The organism is Vibrio sp. UCD-FRSSP16_30, from assembly GCF_001676025.1.
GTDB lineage: Bacteria > Pseudomonadota > Gammaproteobacteria > Enterobacterales > Vibrionaceae > Vibrio.
In genome coordinates, this window is record NZ_LZFW01000013.1 from 188,840 (window position 1) to 207,652 (window position 18,813).

Sequence of the window (18,813 nt, forward strand, 5' to 3'; positions counted from 1 at the left end):
CTTCTTTGACTTATAATAAACCTTGAACCAAACCGATTTAGTAAAACCATTTACTTGTCATATTCTACATCTCAGAATAAAATGTCAATGGTCTAATTTGATAGGGTTAACAGTTTAAAATCTAATATGAAAAAAACACGAATCATCGATGTTGCAACCCATGCAGGCGTCTCTAAAAGTACCGTATCTCAGTTCTTAAATGGACGCTTTGGTCATATGTCTGCGCAGACAAAAATCAAAATTGAAGCGGCGGTTAAAGAACTCAATTACGTGCCTAACCCGATTGCTCGCAGCTTAAAAGTGGTCAAAACCAAAACCATTGGGGTTGTCGTGCGTGATATAACCGGCTTTTATACCAGTCGCGTCATGCGCGGTATTGACGATTACTGTAAGCAGCACAACTACAACGTCATGATTTATAACAGTGACTTTGATGCTGAATCAGAAAAGCAGGCATTGCTATCGCTACAGCAAATGTGTGTGGATGGCATTATCATTGCGTCTTCGGGTTTAAACTCAGAACTGATCAATCAATTTGTGGCTAACGGGACGCCCGTTGTACAATTCCAATTAGAATATCCAAACTGTCAAAGCAGTATTGTCTTATCGGACTATCAACAAGCGGCTTTTCAGGCAACTGAACATTTGATAGAAATGGGCCACCAGCGCATTTGCTTTGTGGCACAAAAATCCTTTAATAGTGACTCTCGTAAAGCCCGTTACGAGGGCTATGTGCAAGCACTGAATAAACACGGCATGACTGAAAATGCGGATTTGATTTTGTATTGGGATAGAGAAAAAGGCTTTGAGCAAGATCCGGCTCAGTTACTACAGCAAAGTGTTGCCCCGACTGCATTTTTTAGTCAACATCTCGCCATTACCATCGAGCTACTGCAAACGTTTAATCGCGTCAATATCGAAATTCCCGAGCAAGCTTCTGTTTTAGGCTTTGATGAAATTCCCATGGTCGAGTTGTTTAAAGTGCCTATCACGGTATTGCGCCAAGACGCTCATAAGATTGGCAGTGAAAGCGCCAAGCTTGCAATTGAATTTATCGAAGGTAAACATGAGACTATGCAGCGCACGATTGTTCCGTGTCAGTTAATTAAACGAGATTCTGTGCGTGATATCAATCGTAGTAATTAACTGATCATCTCAATCGATTATCTTCACCACTCTACCTACTTATTTTAATCACGTAGATTTAAATTGCGCAGAAAGGCGCAAAGGAACTGACATGTATCTAGTTTTGTATTGCCACAATATTGGAATGACTGATTTTTCATTCTTTGAAACCGATGATTTTGATAAAGATGAGGGCTATATCGTGCGCGGTAAATGGCCCAATGAACGGGCTTTTAAAGATCATTTAACTAAAGAGTTTTCTGATCTGACACAGTTTACGGTTATCGATCTTATCGCAGAGGGGGCTTCAGCCGAGCTTTACACACAAAATGAGTTATTGGACAAAGCCAAAGCCTGTCAATGAGACCATAATAACAATCTACATAATCTACACAACCCACACAATCCAATATAAATACGGTCTTTAGGAACTCTATGTCCGAGCTAAAAAGAGACATCACCCTAATCGGTGGAATAGGTCAAATGTCGACAACTCTGCTCGGCACTGGCCTATTTATGGTGCCGGCTATCGCAGCCAGTATTGCAGGTGAAAATATCCTATGGGCATGGTGGCTACTCATTATTGCCGTGTGCCCTATTGCATTCACCTTCGCAGCATTAGGTAAACGCTACCCTAACGCCGGAGGCGCGTCTTACTTTGTCAAATTGGCCTATGGCTCAAGGCTGGAAAAAGTCATCGCCCTGCTGTTCATTAGCGTCATTCCTGTTGGCGTTCCTGCCGCCATTGCGATTGCAGGTGGATTTGCCCAGCAATTTCTACCACAAAGTTTATCTCAACCCATAACCGCACAATTGATCGTGGTTGCTCTACTGATGGTGGTTAATTTTTCCGGCAGTAAAGTATCCAGTCAATTTCAAACGGGCATTGCGATTGGTGTCGTGGTATTAGTAGGGCTATTTGTCTATTTGGGCGATATTACCGTCTCTGACACTCTGCCTCAGAGCATACCTAGTCATGACTTAGCGCCCATTGGTCAGGCCATTGCGGTTATGTTTTGGTGCTTTGTCGGCATTGAAGCGTTTGCGCATATGGGAGAGGAATTTAAACGACCTGAGCGTGACTACCCGATTGCCATATTAGTGGGCTGTCTGATTGCGGGTGCCATCTATTATCTATTTTCTACGGTAATTTTAAAGCACCACGCTTATGGCACCCAGCAACTTAACACCACCTCAGTGCCCTATCTTTCAAACTTACTGCTAGGTTCTAATGTCAGTTGGCTCATCAATCTGACTGGTTTTTTGGCTTGTTTTGCCACCATCAATCTTTATACACAAAGTCTATCTCGAATGATTTGGTCTTTAGCGCGAGAATATCGCCCTGATAGCGCCATCACTCGTTTATCAAGAAAAGGGGTGCCAATCAAAGCCACTGCCATTGTTGGGATCACCCTAGCGTTATCTTGCCTGTTTGGCGCGTTATCCGGCATTGAAATCGATCTATTTTTAACGCTAGCGAACGGTATCTTTGTGATGATTTATCTGTTTGCCATGCTCAGTGCATTAAAGCTCTTAAATGGTGGTGGGCGCTATCTTGCAGGGTTATCCATTGTACTTTGTGTATTGGTTCTATTCTCTATCGGCCTTGCGGCGCTGTATGCCATTGGCTTATTTGTCTTCTTGTGGTTTTGCATCCCTATGTTTAATACCAAACGTAGTCAGTAACTGATCAGCCAAGCAAGTTGAAGCTCTGAAAATAAAAAAGGCGCTGACTCTAATTACAGATTAGAAGCAGCGCCTTTCTTTTTGATCGTTTATTCGGCAGTCGTTACATCACGCGACTAATGCGATCATAGGTGCGATTAATACCGTAGCCACACCCGAGAATAACATAATCAAACTCGCGATTGTTCCCGCTTTAGTATGAATACTATAGGCGATAGCAGTACCAGAACCGTGCGCACAAGCGCCTAAACCTGCACCAATACCGTGGCGAGAACGTACACGGAATATACGCAACATGGTTTCACCCACCACAATGCCGACAATCCCAGTCATTACCACAAATATTGCGGTTAAGTCAGGTTTACCACCAATGGTTTTAGAAGCCACTACTGCAAACGGCGTTGTGATAGAACGAACCGCTAAACTTTTTTGCAAGATATCGGATAAATGTAACGCTTTACTCAATAATATGGTGCTAAATAATGCAGCAATAACTGCAACCACAACCCCGACAGAAATCGATAACCAGTGATTTCTAATGACCTTTCTGTTTTCATAAACAGGAATTGCAAAGGCAACGGTTGCAGGACCTAACATCCATACTAACCAATGAGACTCTTGAATATAGTCTTTATAACTAATATCAAGTAGCAGCAGCATCGCAACGATCAGAACAGGAACCGATGCCAACGGGATAAGCCAAATTTGCTTAAAGCGGCCATACATTGCTTTAGTGCAATAATAGCCACCTAAAGTGAACAAAAAACAAAATATAGCGATATAAGTATGAGTGTTCATTAGCGATTACTTCTTATTTTTTTAAGCTCATATCGATACACAGTATCAACAACGACCGCAGTGACAGTAAGAACAAAAATAGTACTCACCACAATCACGATGCCAATTTTGAGTCCTTGATGTTCAAACAACGGACCATAGTTAACAATCGCAATGACTGCAGGGATAAAAAACAGAAGCATTTCAGCAATCAGCCAGTTTGAACCCGCCTTTAACCACTTCACTTTTACTGTGTTGCTAAATAGCAGTGCTAATAACAAAAACATTCCGAAAACATTAGACGGTAGAGGAATATGGAATGCGCTAACCACCCAATCGGAGAGTAGCCAGATAAGACACAATACAAAAACTTGTAGTAGTGTTGTACCGATGTATTTGAGCTTTAACTTCTGTCTGTTCATAAAAATTGCCAATAAAATATTTCATGCGGATTATCAAACATTGATAATGTGAACTCAAATGAATAATATAGGCACAAAGTATTCCAAAAAGGAATGTAAAGTACGATGAAAGCCCTCCATTACTTTGTGACACTGATCAACACCGGAAGCTTTACCAAGGCATCTGAGCTGTTGTTTGTCACGCAACCGACTATCAGTAAAGCATTAAAGTCTTTAGAAGCGACTTATGCACAAGCCTTAATTTATCGAAATGGCAGAGATATTGCGTTAACCGAAGCGGGCAAAATTGTCTTTCAATACGCGGAGTCCATGCTATTTCAGCAAAAAGAAATGGAAGTTCGTCTCAGTGATCTACAGCAACTTAAGTCCGGTAAGATAACACTGGGCATTCCACCTATGGTTGGGCACCTCTACACTCACCTTATCCAAGAATTTTCTCATTTATACCCAGATATTGAAGTGTCGATTGTGGAAAGTGGTAGTCGGAAACTGGAAAGTGATGTTGTTAAAGGCAAAATCGATATTTCTATTACCATGCTCACTCAGGCTGATTCTCATTTTAACACTTGGCCTATGGGCACTCATCGCATTCTCGCGGTACTGCCTAAAACACCTCAATGGCAAAATATAGAAACGATCGACATTGTCGATTTAAAAGATCTGCCTTTCTATTTGTATAACTCCGAATTTGTCATCTCAGAAGTCATTTCACAAATGTGTTTAGAACACGGCTTTACACCAAATATTGGAGTAAGAAGCAGCCAGTGGGACTTTTTGGCGGCAATGGTCAAAAGTGGAATGGGAGTTAGCTTTATGCCTGAACCTATCTGCCAAAGGCTCAATAGCAATGACTATTACTTCATACCCATGAAACAAAACATTCGCTGGGAATTAGCCGCTATCTGGAGCAAAGACCATTACATCTCTAAAGCCAGTGAAGCAATGTTGGATCTAATACGAAGTAATCAGCCTCACGAATAAAATAGCGAAAGCCACATTGATATCAAAGAAAGAGAGTATCTAGAAGATAATTGGTATCAATGTGCGCTTCTTCTAAAGGTCTTTACATTCCTCACACAAACAATTCACCTCAAGCTGCTCACTGGCAAAAACAAAACCCGCTTTAGCTACATTTTGTTTTAGCTCCTCAATCACCGCAGAATCGATGCTGACCTCTTTTACTTTGAAACACTTAGAGCAGATCAGAAATTGGGCTGTGGCATGATTGTGTTCACAGGTAATGTGCATACAAGAAATGTATTTATTGGCAATCTGCAATCGGTGTACCAATCCTTGCTCCTGCAAGAAATCTAAAATGCGATATACCGACATTGCTGACATATTCTCGCTAAACATCTCTTTATATAGATCGATAACTTCATAGGCAGAGAGTGCCTTTTCTGAACTGGTTAAGCACAACAGTACTTGCTTACGCTTAACAGTTAGTTGACCACCATTTTTCTTACATTTTGCCGTGGCGTGTTCAACAATTAATTCAGTGTTAGAGTATTGATCGATGTCTGGCATGGGTACCTTTACAGTATGAACTTAAGAAAAATAACAAGTAATTCTACTTCAAATAGTATCATTTTAGCTACAGTTTACTCAAAAATGTATCCTTTATGTGTTCAGCATTGTGCGAGTCTCTGTCAATTGAAGCTATCCTTGATCACTTATAATCAAAATAACCACTGAAACAAACCGTATGTGATACTATTTACATTCAGTTATAATAATACAATCATTAACGATAGATCAGCGGATTACACTATATATCCTCTATTAAAAAGACAATTAATTGATTATTACCTATCATTAACAATTAAGGCGGAAATTTAAGAGAAATCAGCATTATAATATTTCACTTAGTTAATTAAATTAATAATACACTGCTATATATCTATACGATAAAAAGTGACAAATCAATCTAAGAAAAAATAGAAATCTAAGATAAGCCACCTAAAATCAATAACTTACAACCAACATGACTCCTACCTCTTCTTGGCGCAATTTTATTACTTTATATTTAAATTTGAATTCCTGCTATAACAAATAATATCAACTTATATTGAAAACAAGTTCTCTATCTTGTTTTTTTATTAAAATCAACATCAAACAATTAAACTATAAAGTAACCCACAAACATAATTCAATTAGAAAAATAAGTATTTACTGATATTTAATGGCTACTTACACTGATTTCCGATTTCGGTTCTTGAAATTTTAATGAGAATTTTCTCAAATTTGAAATTTTATTAAGGATATTATGAGTAATATACGGTTAGCCAGTGTTTCCTCAGCTCTAATAGCAGGGCTGTGTTTGAACACAATTACTATCGCAATGGCCCATGCCAGCGAAGTAAACAGCATCGACATTGATACCTCCGCAACAGAAAGTCAGTGGTGGAGTACTTATAAAATTGATGTACAAAACGCCAGTGATACCGCCATTGATCTACGAGGGGCAACGTTAGAGTTTGTTCTTCCAACCAGTGTCAGTAGTTTTCAATTTGCAGGTACTGAACTGACATACCCAACTTGGGATATTGCCCGAGAGGTCACACCTGCAGGCGTATTGCATCGCGTCACCTTTATTTTTGATGATGGTGCTTGGATTAAAGACCAACTCACAGCCAATAACTCTTTTTCTTTCTCTTTTGGCTATGACGGAAAACTAGAAAGCATCAGCGACTTTGAACGCTCAATTGTATTTAACAACAACTCAACTGAACAACCACCTGTTATCACTGAGCCAGAACTCACTGTTTCTGGCCTGAAAGGACAATACGCTTTAACCGACAATGCAGTGGATATTGCATTTAACGTGACCAGTACTGGCGAGATTGATACTTACGCCAAGCTTGTACAAAACGGCCAAGTATTTGCAGAACTGACTCAAGTAGTCAATGGCTCACTTGCGTTTGTTCTTCAAGGACAAAACTTAAATCAGGGTGATTATCAGATTCTGGTCGGCGGCACTTACGACGATGATGGTCAGCTGATTTCTATTGCTGAGCAAAGCTTCTCGGTCAATTTAACCCAAGCAGATGAAGAAACGCCAGATATTGACCCAATAATTACCATCAGTGGTCTGCAATCTGAATACGAACTCGTTGACTCCGCCGTTACTATTCCCCTAGTACTTGAAACAAATACTGAGATTTTAGTCGATGCTAAATTGGTACAAGGCGCTCAGGTGTTTGCCAACGTACAACAAAGTATTGACGGTACTTTTGCCGCTTCCTTAGAAGGCGAAAACTTAGCTGAAGGTCAGTATGAAGTTCTTGTAAGCGGTACTTATAACGATGGTGAAAATACTGTCACCGTTGCCGAGCAACGCTTTGCTCTTACGCTACAAAATAAAGACGAAGTTGCTTTAGCGCCGCAGGTTCAATTTACCTCTCCAAGCCAAGGCAGTATTGCAAAGCTCAATCAACCAGTACAAATCAGTGTTGATGCCAGTGCAGAGCACGATGACCTAGCCTCTGTTACCATCACCGCTAATGACAGCACAATCTGTGAGTTTAATGCGGTATCTGGTAATGATTTTGCTTGTGAATGGACGCCTGTTACCTCAGGAAGCGTTAAACTGACCGCTATCGCGACAGATGAAGAAGCACTGACTTCTAGCACCAATATCAATGTTACTGTCATCGATGACAATAATCTTGGTAACCTGTCTTGTGATATTTCACAGGTTTACTACACAGATAGCCAAGGCGATGTGCGTGAGTGTATGGGTGATGATCACCCTCGCCGAGTGGTGGGTTACTTTACCTCTTGGAGAAACGGCAGTAACGGTCTACCTACTTATCTAGTTAAAGATATCCCATGGGAAAAAATCACCCATATTAACTATGCGTTTGCTGGTTTAGATGCAGATACTATCGAGTTTACCCTTGATGAAAGTGCGACCGAAATGGAATGGCCTGGCGTTGCTGGCGCAGAAATGGATCCATCTCTGCCTTACAAAGGTCACTTCAACCTACTAAACAAATATAAGAAAATTTACCCTGATGTGAAAACTATCCTAGCCGTTGGCGGATGGGCTGAAACAGGCGGATTCTATTCAGGGACAACTAATCCTAACTGTACCGTGAACCACGAAGGTATCGATAAGATTGCAACACAATCTGTTGAATACATTCGTAAATATGGTTTTGATGGTATCGATTACGATTACGAATACCCAACATCAATGAATGATGCGGGTAACCCTATCGATTGGCCAATGTCTAATCAATGTCGTGGTCAGTTGTTTGGCAACTACGTTGAATTGATGAAAGTCACTCGTGAAAAGCTAGACCAAGCGGGTGAAGAAGATGGTCGTAAATACGTATTCACGATTGCTTCTCCATCATCGGCCTACCTATTGCGCGGCATGGAAAACTTCCAGGTCACTGACTATTTAGACTTCATCAACTTGATGACTTACGATTTCCACGGCACTTGGAACCACTACGTTGGGCACAATGCCGCTTTGTTTGATAATCGTAATGACATTGAACTAGAGATGGGTGGCATCTATGGCGCGGAACAATACCGTGGTATTGGCTACTTGAACGCCGCTTGGGCTGGTCAATATTTCCGTGGCGCAGTAGACCCAGGTAAACTGAACATTGGCGTACCTTTCTATACTCGTGGTTGGAAAGACATCGAAGGTGGCGTTAACGGTTACAACGGACAAGCTCCCCTACCTCAGCAATCTGATTGCCCAGCAGGTACCGGTCTTAATGATCCATGTGGTAACGGCGCAGAAGGTATTGATAACCTTTGGCATGACGTTGATGACAATGGCGTAGAAGTTGCCGCTGGTGTCGTGCCAATGTGGCACGCTAAGAACCTTGAGTTTGCTCAAAGCCTTGGTTTATCAGGCACAATCCCTAGCTACGGTAAAGATTGGGGGCTTGATGAAAACAACCCTAAACACGTAATCTCTGGTACTTATACTCGTCATTTTGATGAAAAAGCAAAAGTACCTTGGCTATGGAACAGCTCGAAACAAGTCTTCTTATCCACTGAAGATGAAGAGTCAATGGCACATAAGATTGAGTACATCAAAGACCGCGGTCTTGGTGGCATCATGATTTGGGAGCTCGCTGGCGATTACGATTTCAACGAAGAAACTAACGAATACTACATGGGTGAAACCCTTGTGACGCAAATGTATGAAGGCTTCAAAGGCGCAGCACCTTATAGTGTTGAGCACAATGACATCCTTGATACTCCAACATCACAAGTGGATATCGACATTGCCGTTGAATTCCCAGTAGGTGATAACAACTACCCGTTCAATCCTAAATTCACATTAACCAACAACAGTAATGTGGAGCTTGCGGGCGGAACGACCATTCAATTCCTACTGCCTACATCAACCTCAGATGTATTGACAGACTGGTCAGGAATGGGCGCAACACTGACCCATAGCGCAGGAAACGACAACGTGCAGGGCGAGCGTGAAAATCATCTAGTAGAAGATTTCCACGTTGTTGAGTTAGTACTACCGACATGGCAATCTCTAGCGCCTGGTGGCGAGACAACACTTGATTTAGTGTTCTACCTCCCTGCAACAATTGGCACTCAAGGGATTCGTTTCTTAATTGATGACCAAGTTATCGGCATTAAGTCAGCCTTCCCAGAGTTACCAGAATACAACCCTGGAAACAGCACTGAACCTGAAAACCCAGGCACAGATCCAGAGCCTGAAATTCCAGGAACAGACCCTGAAGTAACACCAGGCGATGTTGTGGATTGGGTTGGCGGTCAAACCAATGTCAGCAATGGCGATATGGTTAAATACCAAGGTGAATGTTTTATCGCCAAAAACAACCCTGGCGTATGGGAAACACCAAAAGCAGGAAGCTGGTTCTGGGACGCAGCAACTTGCCCATAACCCTCTAACTATCAACCAACAAAAATAAACCACAGGGTCAGTCTGGTATCTTCCAAACTGACCCTGATATTTTCATCCGCTTTCTTTTATATGGACACCCATCTTAATTATCATCCCTTTTGGGTATGCACCTTTATCTCCCTTATGCATGTGCGGCTACCTATAAGTTAAAGACTTCCTTGCTATTTGATTGAGCATTCAATGCTTTCTTTTAAGTGGACACCCATAGTTATTGACAGTCGTAATAGCCCGAACCAAAGACAATAACAGAAGGTACGAATCACCCATAAGTTGCTTATGTTGTTAAAATTCACATACCTTAAACTTCACACACAAATAGTGAATCGATGAATACAGCACAAAAACAATGCAATTAAACCTAAATTAAAATAGGTAAATAATCTCCATTCAAGACGCCAAGTCAATTATAAAACCAGTAAGGCATTGGTATATATGACCTATTTTCTGTTCAAACTATTATCCTGACCTCAAACATCATTATTTTACAAAGCAGCAATTATGTATAAATAATGAACTTTAATGAAACTGGTCTACTGTTACATAATGATCTAGCCATAGGATTCAATCATGGAACGAAGAACCAAGTGGGCCCTTTCCGCACTTATCTGTATCAGTGTGTTTTCATTTACTGTTTTATTATTGGTTGGTAAAGATATTTACAGGCAATCGCCTCCGATGCCGCAACAAATTGTGGATACTCAAGGCAATGTCATTTTAACCTACCAAGACCTCGATACAGGCCAATTGGCTTGGCGTTCTATGGGTGGACACCAACTCGGTAGTATTTGGGGGCATGGTGCATATATTGCTCCAGATTGGACCGCTGATTGGATTCATAAAGAACAAGGTATTTGGCTGAATTTACAAGCCAATAGCGAGTTTCAAACAGGGTTTGATGCGCTGACAATCGTTCAGCAAGATGCGTTGTTATCCAAATATAAGCGTGAAATCCGTGAAAATACGTACAATCCAGACAGTGACACCATTGTCATCTCTCCCACTCGAGCAAAAGCAATTCAATCGCTAACTGACTATTACGTTTCTTTATTTGGTGATGGTGCCGAAACCGCTAAAGAAAGAAATGACTATGCGATGAAAGACAACACCTTAATTAACGCAGAAAGAAGAGAGGCCTTTGCCGCTTTCGTCTTTTGGTCTGCTTGGGCTGCAGTAACTGAACGCCCAGGAGAAACGTATACCTACACTAATAATTGGCCCTATGACCCAAGTATTGGCAATACAATCACAGGCGACTCCGTGTTTTGGTCCGTCATTAGTATCGTATTACTACTAGGTGCGGTAGCGGCATTGGTTTGGTATCACGCAGCATTGAAAGAAGAAGAGATCGTAGGGCCTGCGACTGATCCATTAATGGAACGAGGGGCTCTTCCATCGCAAAAAGCAACCTACAAATACTTTTATACCGCAATCGCTTTGTTCGTTGTGCAAATATTCTTAGGAGGCTTAACCGCCCACTACGGTGTTGAAGGACAGGAGTTTTATGGTCTGCCAATTGCGGAGATTTTCCCTTATTCCCTTACTCGAACTTGGCATACGCAAATTGCCGTATTTTGGATTGCCACTATCTGGCTTGGTACGGGCTTATTCGTAGCAACCGCACTGTCTAAATACGAAGCACCTTACCAAAAACTAGGTATTAACGTACTTTGGGTTGCGCTGCTTATTGTTGTAGTTGGTTCAATGGCTGGCGAATACCTTGCTATTCAACAAAACTTCTTTGATTTAGATACAAACTTTTACTTCGGTCACCAAGGACAAGAATACGTTGACCTTGGTAGATTCTGGCAAATATTACTGTTCATCGGCCTATTACTTTGGGTATTCCTAGTCACTATGGCAGTTAAGCCAATATTGACTCGCAAAGATGAACAAAGACCAATATTCTTACTTCTTTACATCTCAATTGTGTGTATTGGTTTCTTCTATGCTGCTGCATTTATGGTAGGTAAACATGAAAACCTAGCCATTAATGAGTACTGGCGCTGGTGGGTTGTACACCTTTGGGTTGAAGGGTTCTTTGAGACCTTTGCAACAGCCATATTAGCGTTAATTTTTGTACGATTAGGATTAATTCGAGGTAAATCAGCAAGTTTCGCCGTCCTATTTACTACCGCTATATTTTTAACAGGTGGTATTTTAGGAACGCTACATCACCTCTACTTCACCGGAACACCAACCTCAGTCATTGCTTGGGGTGCGACATTCTCCGCCCTAGAAGTAGTACCATTAACATTGATTGGTTTTGAAGCTTATGAAACCTACTCGATGCGAAATAGAGCTCCGTGGATGGCGCGCTACAAATGGGCCATCATGTTCTTTGTTGCATCAGCATTCTGGAATTTATTTGGTGCAGGTGTTCTTGGATTCCTAATCAATCCACCAATTTCGCTATACTTTATTCAGGGATTAAACACCACTGCTACACACGCACATGGGGCATTTATGGGCGTATATGGCATGTTAGGTATTGGCTTAATGCTCATCTGTCTACGTCACCACTTCGACCTAGACGGTATTACAGACCGTATATTGAAATACTCATTCTGGTCATTAAATATCGGTTTAGCCGCAATGCTATTGATGTCCCTACTGCCAATTGGTCTTATTCAATTTAAAGCGGTACTTGAAAAAGGATATTGGTATGCACGAAGTAGCGAAGTCATTCATAGCCCTGAGGTAACCAACTTTGTATGGGCAAGAATGGTCGGTGATGTCCTCTTTATTATCGGTGGCTGTTTAATGGCTTTATTTGTCCTAAGACTCATGCTGAAAAGCACCAAGCACGATGACAATGTAGAAAGCTAACCAACAAACTCACCACTAAAACCCCAAGGGCATGTTAATACTAATTAACATGCCCTTCTTCATTCTCCATATCTAAAATACTCTCTTCTTTCTTTTTTACTAAGCCCCCCATCAGTTTTTACCATTTTTACTAAGCCACCCATTATAAAACAAGCTCTTACAGCATCAATTCAGGAAACCACTACCACCATTTTAGTTATTGCGGATTATGAAGAAAAAAAGGAACAATGAAGAACAATAAGCAAAGAAATTACTCAGTTTCATTAAAAATGCATAAAATTCAGACAAGCTTGTTCAGCCAAAAATAAATGGAAAGAATTAATAGGTGAATCAGTTTATAAAGGGAGGAGCTAACCTACTTTAAAGTGCCGGCAACAAGAAGAGAAATGTCGTCGGCGTTTTTCTAAATGCTCACAGTAACAAGTCAATTCTTCAATCGTACCCACGGGGCCGTGAAATAGTCTGCCAAAATCAACAATAAGCTTGAGCCAATTATCATGAGAAATATTCATTGTGGTCAGTAACCTAGCACTGTCTTCACTAATAACCCCACGTTTATCCTCACGAATAATACGCCCAGTATCATCAACTAATTCCAAATAATCTTTAAGTGAAAAGGCGATGCCTTTAGGTTGATTTTCTCGTTCATGCCCAATGAAAGGCAGAAGAGTTTTAGGCTGCTCATTGTTATATACAGCTCGAATACGAAGTTGAATACTAGTATGATCTGACTGCTCTGGGGTTTTCGCCATCTTTGCTCTGATCGGGTTTAAATCAATATAAGCCATACATGTCAAAAGTGCAGTATCGTCCAATAATGCTTGTGACTTAAAACGCCCCTCCCAGAAACGACCAGTACAGCTATCTTCTTGATTTGCTTGCCTTGCAATCGGTTCATTAAGACAGCGCATAAACCAACTGATATCACACAATCGGCTACGGTAAATCGCAATAGAGTGTTTTAATTTCGCAATCTCATAAGCTTCAATTGAATTACCACGCACAAACTTCTGAGTTAAATGATCCCCTTTAAATAGTTTATGCCATTGCTCAACAACCTCTCTATCACTCCAATTATTTGCCGTGTCTACATCCACTCTCAATATGACATGTAGATGATTGGACATAATGGCAAAGGCTGCTAAATTTATAGCAAAAACAGCTTCAAGCTTGGTCAGCATTGACTCAATCCAACTGCGCCTATGGTCATAATTTCGACCTGAGTACGGATCATCTCCACACAGAAATGCTCGGCGGACAACACGGCTACAACAGTGGTAGTAAGGGGTATCTTCAATACTTATCTGAGTTCTGCGAGGGCGTGGCATAATATTATTCCAGCATCGTTAACTCATCTTAGTTTAGCTGATGGTGAAAAAATGTGCTATTTAACATGGGTGGCCACTTTAAAAGAAGCTTGAAGTGCGGAAATGACAATTATCTTACTTGCCTGTTACACAACTTTGTATGGGGTTATGTATATTTCGGGGAGACTGGATTATCGATAGTGAACAAATAGATGGCAAACTTTGCTACTCACCTTAAAGCTGGCGTTGCTGTTACTGGCATTGCTTCTGCCACTCTTTTATCAAAAGGCGATATCACAATTCAAACCGCTTTGTGGCTATGGTTTGTTGGCACCATTGGTAGTCTTTATCCTGATATCGATTCTGATAATTCTACCTCCCTTGAGGTTATCTACGGATCACTCTCCATCGCCCTTTGCTTTGGCGCCATGCACTACGTCATTGGTGATGCGCATACGCCAACATCCCTACTTCGCCTATTACTCATCCCTCTGGGGATCTACCTTTTTCTTCATCAAGTACTGCTGCGTATTTTTAAGAAAATCACCGCACACCGCGGCGCATGCCACTCTATTATATTTGGGGTAGCCAATACGATATTATTGGTCAATTTAACCTTCTATTTAGCCGCGCATATCATCGTCAAACCGGCACTCACCGCCTGGTTGACAGGGTTTTTCTTTATAATCGGCTTTCTACTGCACCTGTTAATGGATGAAATTAATAGTATTGAGTTACCACGCTTTAAGCTAAAAAACTCATTTGGCACAGCATTAAAGCTACTGCCTGACAACCATATTCTATTAAGCGTATGCCTTATTGCGATCTGTCTAGTAGGATATTTTTATTCACCTAGCCTAACCGATACCTTGAGGGTATTGAGCGATTGGAGTCACTTTTCTTTATATTAAAAACAACCACTTACTTCTGCTGATAAATGTCCTCACCATATTTATCGACTAAACCATCGAGCCTAATGTTGATAAAACTAGGTTCTTTATCAGCAAAAGAAACCCAAAGGATATGATCCATATGAACACCTCGGTCTGCAGGTGTAAAATCACCGCCAGTAGTTCCAAGTTGGATATGATCGCGACCATGCTTTTCTTCATAGTAATAAGTATGTTCATGACCATTTAAAACGGTATAGTCAAATTGACTTAAAGCAGGCTCCAATAATGAAAACCCTGAAGAATCATCACTCCACAATGGCTTATGCATTAAAACAAACACCCAACTGGCATCCTCATTATCGCTCAATACTTTCAAAAAATAGTCGAGTTGTTGCGGGCTAATTCTTCCATATTTCCGTTCATTCAAACTTGCATATTCTGTGTTTAAAAAAGCCTCTTTTCCTCTCGATTTATACAGCTCTACAGCTTCATTACGCAGTGTTTTAATTTCACTAAATCGATGAGCAGTAAAGTCCTCTGAATCTAGCATCAAAAACAACATTTCTTTATAACGAAAGTGGTAATAGCGTGGCCCAATATTGGATTCCCACCATTGCCTCATCTGAATATTTGAAATGTCGTGATTACCTACCACGGGATAAAATGGCAACTCACTTTTTGCAGTAATAGTGGTAAAGCTATCCCATTGTGAATTCATCGTCGGAAGATCTTCGGTGCCTCCTTCGATTAAATCACCAATAGACAGAATGAATTCCGGTTTAAGTAGTGATATTGCATCAACAGCATTTTCATAAACACCTGCACGCTCACCGCCAGTCAGATCGCCAATAACGGCAAAATGTACCGTAGTATCCGCTCCCTTAGGTGCATCAAACGTAATATTACTCTTAGAATAGACAGCCTGTGATAACAAGCACATAAGCAAAAGCGACGTTTTCATTGATACTCCCATTCATTAATCCAGTAGCAAGTAACCATAAACAATCACGTATAAACTCCGTTAACATATTGATAATGTTAGCTCATATCTTTACACTAATTTTAATCATTCAGATAAATAAGCCTACAGTCATAAGCTTAGTCTTTATCTGCTTCATTATGACAATACAGAGGTAAGGATTACCTCTAGTGGCCTTAGCTTGTATATCAAATGAGATATTAAGCAAAAAGCGGGCGAAACAAGGAACGATATTCAATTTGTCTAGTTTTACGAGTTATTTACAGCTATCTAAACGCATAATCTTCAGACTCAGCATTACTTTATTAGTCATACTCAGTGTCGGCTGCTCCTCGTCAAAATACGCCACAGTAAAGGAAGCTAAAGAGCACCCTCTTTGCGCCGATCCTACTTATAGTTGGAACAAAAATCTTTCCCCAGCGCAGATAAAAGCTAACCCTGCTATTAAAAAAGCAGTCACAGACTACATCAGGCTAAATGAACAGATGTTATCTCATCGCGAACAAGTATTTATGGGCTTAGAGTCGGTAAAGACCGAATACTCCCAAGACAATCCTATTCCTTCTAAACTGTTAAATAGACTGAATAAAAAACTAGTCACAAGCGTTAATCTGGCTTATCAATATGAAGACGTATTACAAGATAATTACTGTTGGTACGATAACTTAAAAGCGGAAAAACAAGATTACTCTTCCTTTATCGGCTTCATGTTAGAACTCTCAAGCGCGCTGACTCTTTACGATACTTATATGCAAGTTTTCAGTGTCACCCATGAAAATCAGCGTCTAAGTCGCTTTTTAAATCAAGGGGATGATGGATATAAAAAACCGGCTAATTCTCTTTTTCTATACACTCAAAATATTCAAGATCTGGCCAACATCAAACGCCTAGAAGAACAAGTGCTGTTCTATCAACAAAATATCAAGCACTACGACTTACTAACCCAATATCCACGACTGTGGTATCTCAAACTCAACATAGAACAAAGCCCAACATTTCAACGCATTCCTGAAATGGAGTTTAGCAATGTCATCTCCAAGAGATTCAGTAACAATGTAGATTACGTCACTTACGATTTAGAAGAACTCAACCGCTCAGCCATTAATGGCATCAGCAGTTTCTTTGGTAATGTCACCGGGTTATTTGAAGCCAGAACGGGGTATTTATATGACTCACCAGAAGTTCTAGCCAATGTCACCTCCCACCTTCAAGCCGGTGATATCCTTCTTGAGAAGACGCCATTTCGTCTTACCGATAAGGTCATTCCGGGTTATTGGGGGCACGCTGCCGTCTGGATTGGAAATGAGCAAGAATTAAAGGCATTAGGTATTTGGGACCATCCTATCGTCAGTAAATACCACCAGCAGATCAAAGAGGGTCGATTAGTTGCAGAAGCACTTCGCACAGGGGTGCAGCTCAGTCCTCTTGAACATTTTATGAATATTGATGATTTAGCCCTCATTCGAGTTAAAAACCAAACCAAAGAGCGTAAACAACAAGTCATCATCGATTCTTTACGCCAAATAGGTAAAGAATACGACTTCAATTACGACATCGAAACCACAGACAGAATCGTCTGTTCACAGCTTGTTTATATTGCCTATGACGACATTAACTGGTCAACAGACAAGGTGATGGGACGCTACACCATCAGTCCCGATGCAATAGCAAAGCAAGCTCTGCACAATTCAAATATCAATATTGAACTACTTTATATCAACAGCAACAAAGTTGAATCAGAGCTATCAACAAAGATGCATCAAGTACTTCAATCTGAGCAATAAAAATACGTCTATCCTTAAAACGTCCTTTCAGCTAGATATTCACAACCACAATTTGAACAACTTAAGAAAAATTTTCGACCGTAAGCCTATATTCCTTTGTTTGATATTTCATCAATACGCTAACTAAGGTATAAAGGCGCTATGAAAATACCTAAAAGAATACAGCCTTTAGTTGACGATGGTTTAGTTGACGAGGTGCAAAGCCAACTTATGAGTGGCAAAGAAGCATCAGTGTATATAGTACGCTGTGGTGAGACGATCCGTTGTGCCAAGGTGTACAAGGAAATAAGCCAGCGCAGTTTTAAAAAAGCCACTGCATATCGAGAAGGCCGAAAAGTACGTAATAGCCGCCGAGCTAGAGCGATGGAAAAAGGCTCTGGATTTGGTCGAGAGCAACAAGAAAAAATCTGGCAAAATGCTGAAGTAGACGCATTGTATAAGCTTGCCGCCGCAGGAGTCAGAGTGCCCCAGCCTTTTGGTTGCTTTGATGGTGTGTTACTTATGGAGCTGGTCACTGATGATGACGGCTATGTTGCGCCTAGACTCAATGACGTGGTAATGCCTGCCGAACAAGCCATTGAAGATCATCAAGTTATGATGGAATACGTGGTTAAAATGCTCTGCGTGGGTTTAATTCATGGCGACTTGTCTGAATTTAACGTGCTTGTTGATGAATATGGCCCTGTTATCATCGATTTACCACAAGCGGTAGATGCTGCGGCAAATAACAATGCAGAATGGATGTTAGCTCGTGATATTAACAATATCCGCGACTACTATGCTCAGTTTGCACCAGAGCTAGCAAATACCGAATACGCAAAAGAAATTTGGTCTATCTATGAAAAAGGCGATTTAAAGCCCGATACTAAATTGACTGGTGAGTATACAGAAACTGAAGATCTCGCTGACCTTAACGCGATAATGGAAGAAATTGACGCGGCCCGAATCGAAGAACAAAAACGCCGAGAGCGTGTTAAGGAAATGAACGAAGGTATAGACGAAAGCAAATTTAATTGGTCTGACTCTTAATTTCTTCAGCTTTGTTTATTGATTGCATTGTACATTTGTTTCTAAGAAATGGCCCCTTACATAGGGCCATA

The 18,813-nt window shown here is 40.8% G+C and carries 14 protein-coding genes; 9 read left to right on the forward strand and 5 right to left on the reverse strand.

Going from position 1 to position 18,813, the window contains the following annotated elements; genetic code table 11:
• Positions 1-126 precede the first annotated feature (126 nt).
• The 3 genes from A9260_RS08065 to yjeH all read left to right on the forward strand — a co-directional run bounded on the left by A9260_RS08065 (position 127) and on the right by yjeH (position 2,811).
• Positions 127-1,146, forward strand: a complete 1,020-nt coding sequence (locus A9260_RS08065) for a LacI family DNA-binding transcriptional regulator (protein WP_068697863.1) — start codon at positions 127-129, stop codon at positions 1,144-1,146.
• Between the two features lie 91 nt (positions 1,147-1,237).
• Positions 1,238-1,489, forward strand: a complete 252-nt coding sequence (locus A9260_RS08070) for a hypothetical protein (protein WP_068697865.1) — start codon at positions 1,238-1,240, stop codon at positions 1,487-1,489.
• A 71-nt stretch (positions 1,490-1,560) separates the two neighbouring features.
• Positions 1,561-2,811: an L-methionine/branched-chain amino acid transporter gene (gene yjeH, locus A9260_RS08075; RefSeq protein WP_068697867.1), complete on the forward strand. Its 1,251-nt coding sequence runs from the start codon at positions 1,561-1,563 to the stop codon at positions 2,809-2,811.
• A 108-nt stretch (positions 2,812-2,919) separates the two neighbouring features.
• On the opposite strand, the gene A9260_RS08080 is transcribed toward yjeH, so the two are convergent.
• Complete coding sequence (locus A9260_RS08080; RefSeq protein WP_068697869.1) at positions 2,920-3,609, reverse strand: LrgB family protein; 690 nt, start codon at positions 3,607-3,609, stop codon at positions 2,920-2,922.
• Positions 3,609-4,010 (reverse strand): CidA/LrgA family protein, encoded by a 402-nt coding sequence (locus tag A9260_RS08085; RefSeq protein ID WP_068697870.1) that lies wholly within the window; start codon positions 4,008-4,010, stop codon positions 3,609-3,611. Before A9260_RS08085 ends, A9260_RS08080 begins: the two co-directional genes overlap by 1 nt.
• Positions 4,011-4,115: 105 nt before the next feature.
• On the opposite strand from A9260_RS08085, the gene A9260_RS08090 reads away from it, so the two are divergent.
• The gene (locus A9260_RS08090; RefSeq protein WP_068697876.1) at positions 4,116-4,991 is read left to right on the forward strand and encodes a LysR family transcriptional regulator; all 876 of its coding nucleotides are present in this window, start codon (positions 4,116-4,118) and stop codon (positions 4,989-4,991) included.
• 72 nt (positions 4,992-5,063) lie between these two features.
• Here the strand turns inward: A9260_RS08090 and A9260_RS08095 are convergent, their stop codons facing one another.
• Positions 5,064-5,537 (reverse strand): Fur family transcriptional regulator, encoded by a 474-nt coding sequence (locus A9260_RS08095; RefSeq protein ID WP_068697877.1) that lies wholly within the window; start codon positions 5,535-5,537, stop codon positions 5,064-5,066.
• Between the two features lie 739 nt (positions 5,538-6,276).
• Here A9260_RS08095 and A9260_RS08100 point away from each other — a divergent pair.
• Positions 6,277-9,903: a glycosyl hydrolase family 18 protein gene (locus A9260_RS08100; protein ID WP_082957021.1), complete on the forward strand. Its 3,627-nt coding sequence runs from the start codon at positions 6,277-6,279 to the stop codon at positions 9,901-9,903.
• A gap of 588 nt (positions 9,904-10,491) precedes the next feature.
• A complete protein-coding gene (locus A9260_RS08105; protein WP_068697881.1) occupies positions 10,492-12,750 on the forward strand; it encodes a nitric-oxide reductase large subunit in 2,259 nt (752 codons plus the stop codon).
• A 350-nt stretch (positions 12,751-13,100) separates the two neighbouring features.
• On the opposite strand, the gene A9260_RS08110 is transcribed toward A9260_RS08105, so the two are convergent.
• A complete protein-coding gene (locus A9260_RS08110; RefSeq protein ID WP_068697883.1) occupies positions 13,101-14,078 on the reverse strand; it encodes a transposase in 978 nt (325 codons plus the stop codon).
• A gap of 191 nt (positions 14,079-14,269) precedes the next feature.
• On the opposite strand from A9260_RS08110, the gene A9260_RS08115 reads away from it, so the two are divergent.
• Positions 14,270-14,968, forward strand: a complete 699-nt coding sequence (locus tag A9260_RS08115) for a metal-dependent hydrolase (protein WP_068697885.1) — start codon at positions 14,270-14,272, stop codon at positions 14,966-14,968.
• 10 nt (positions 14,969-14,978) lie between these two features.
• Here the strand turns inward: A9260_RS08115 and A9260_RS16675 are convergent, their stop codons facing one another.
• Positions 14,979-15,911 carry a metallophosphoesterase family protein gene (locus A9260_RS16675; protein ID WP_197485228.1) on the reverse strand — a complete coding sequence of 311 codons (933 nt, stop codon included), beginning with the start codon at positions 15,909-15,911 and terminating at the stop codon, positions 14,979-14,981.
• 257 nt (positions 15,912-16,168) lie between these two features.
• Between A9260_RS16675 and A9260_RS08125 the strand changes: the two genes are divergently transcribed.
• Positions 16,169-17,713: a YiiX/YebB-like N1pC/P60 family cysteine hydrolase gene (locus A9260_RS08125; RefSeq protein WP_231892551.1), complete on the forward strand. Its 1,545-nt coding sequence runs from the start codon at positions 16,169-16,171 to the stop codon at positions 17,711-17,713.
• A 141-nt stretch (positions 17,714-17,854) separates the two neighbouring features.
• Positions 17,855-18,742 (forward strand): PA4780 family RIO1-like protein kinase, encoded by an 888-nt coding sequence (locus A9260_RS08130; RefSeq protein ID WP_197485229.1) that lies wholly within the window; start codon positions 17,855-17,857, stop codon positions 18,740-18,742.
• The last annotated feature ends 71 nt before the right edge of the window (positions 18,743-18,813 follow it).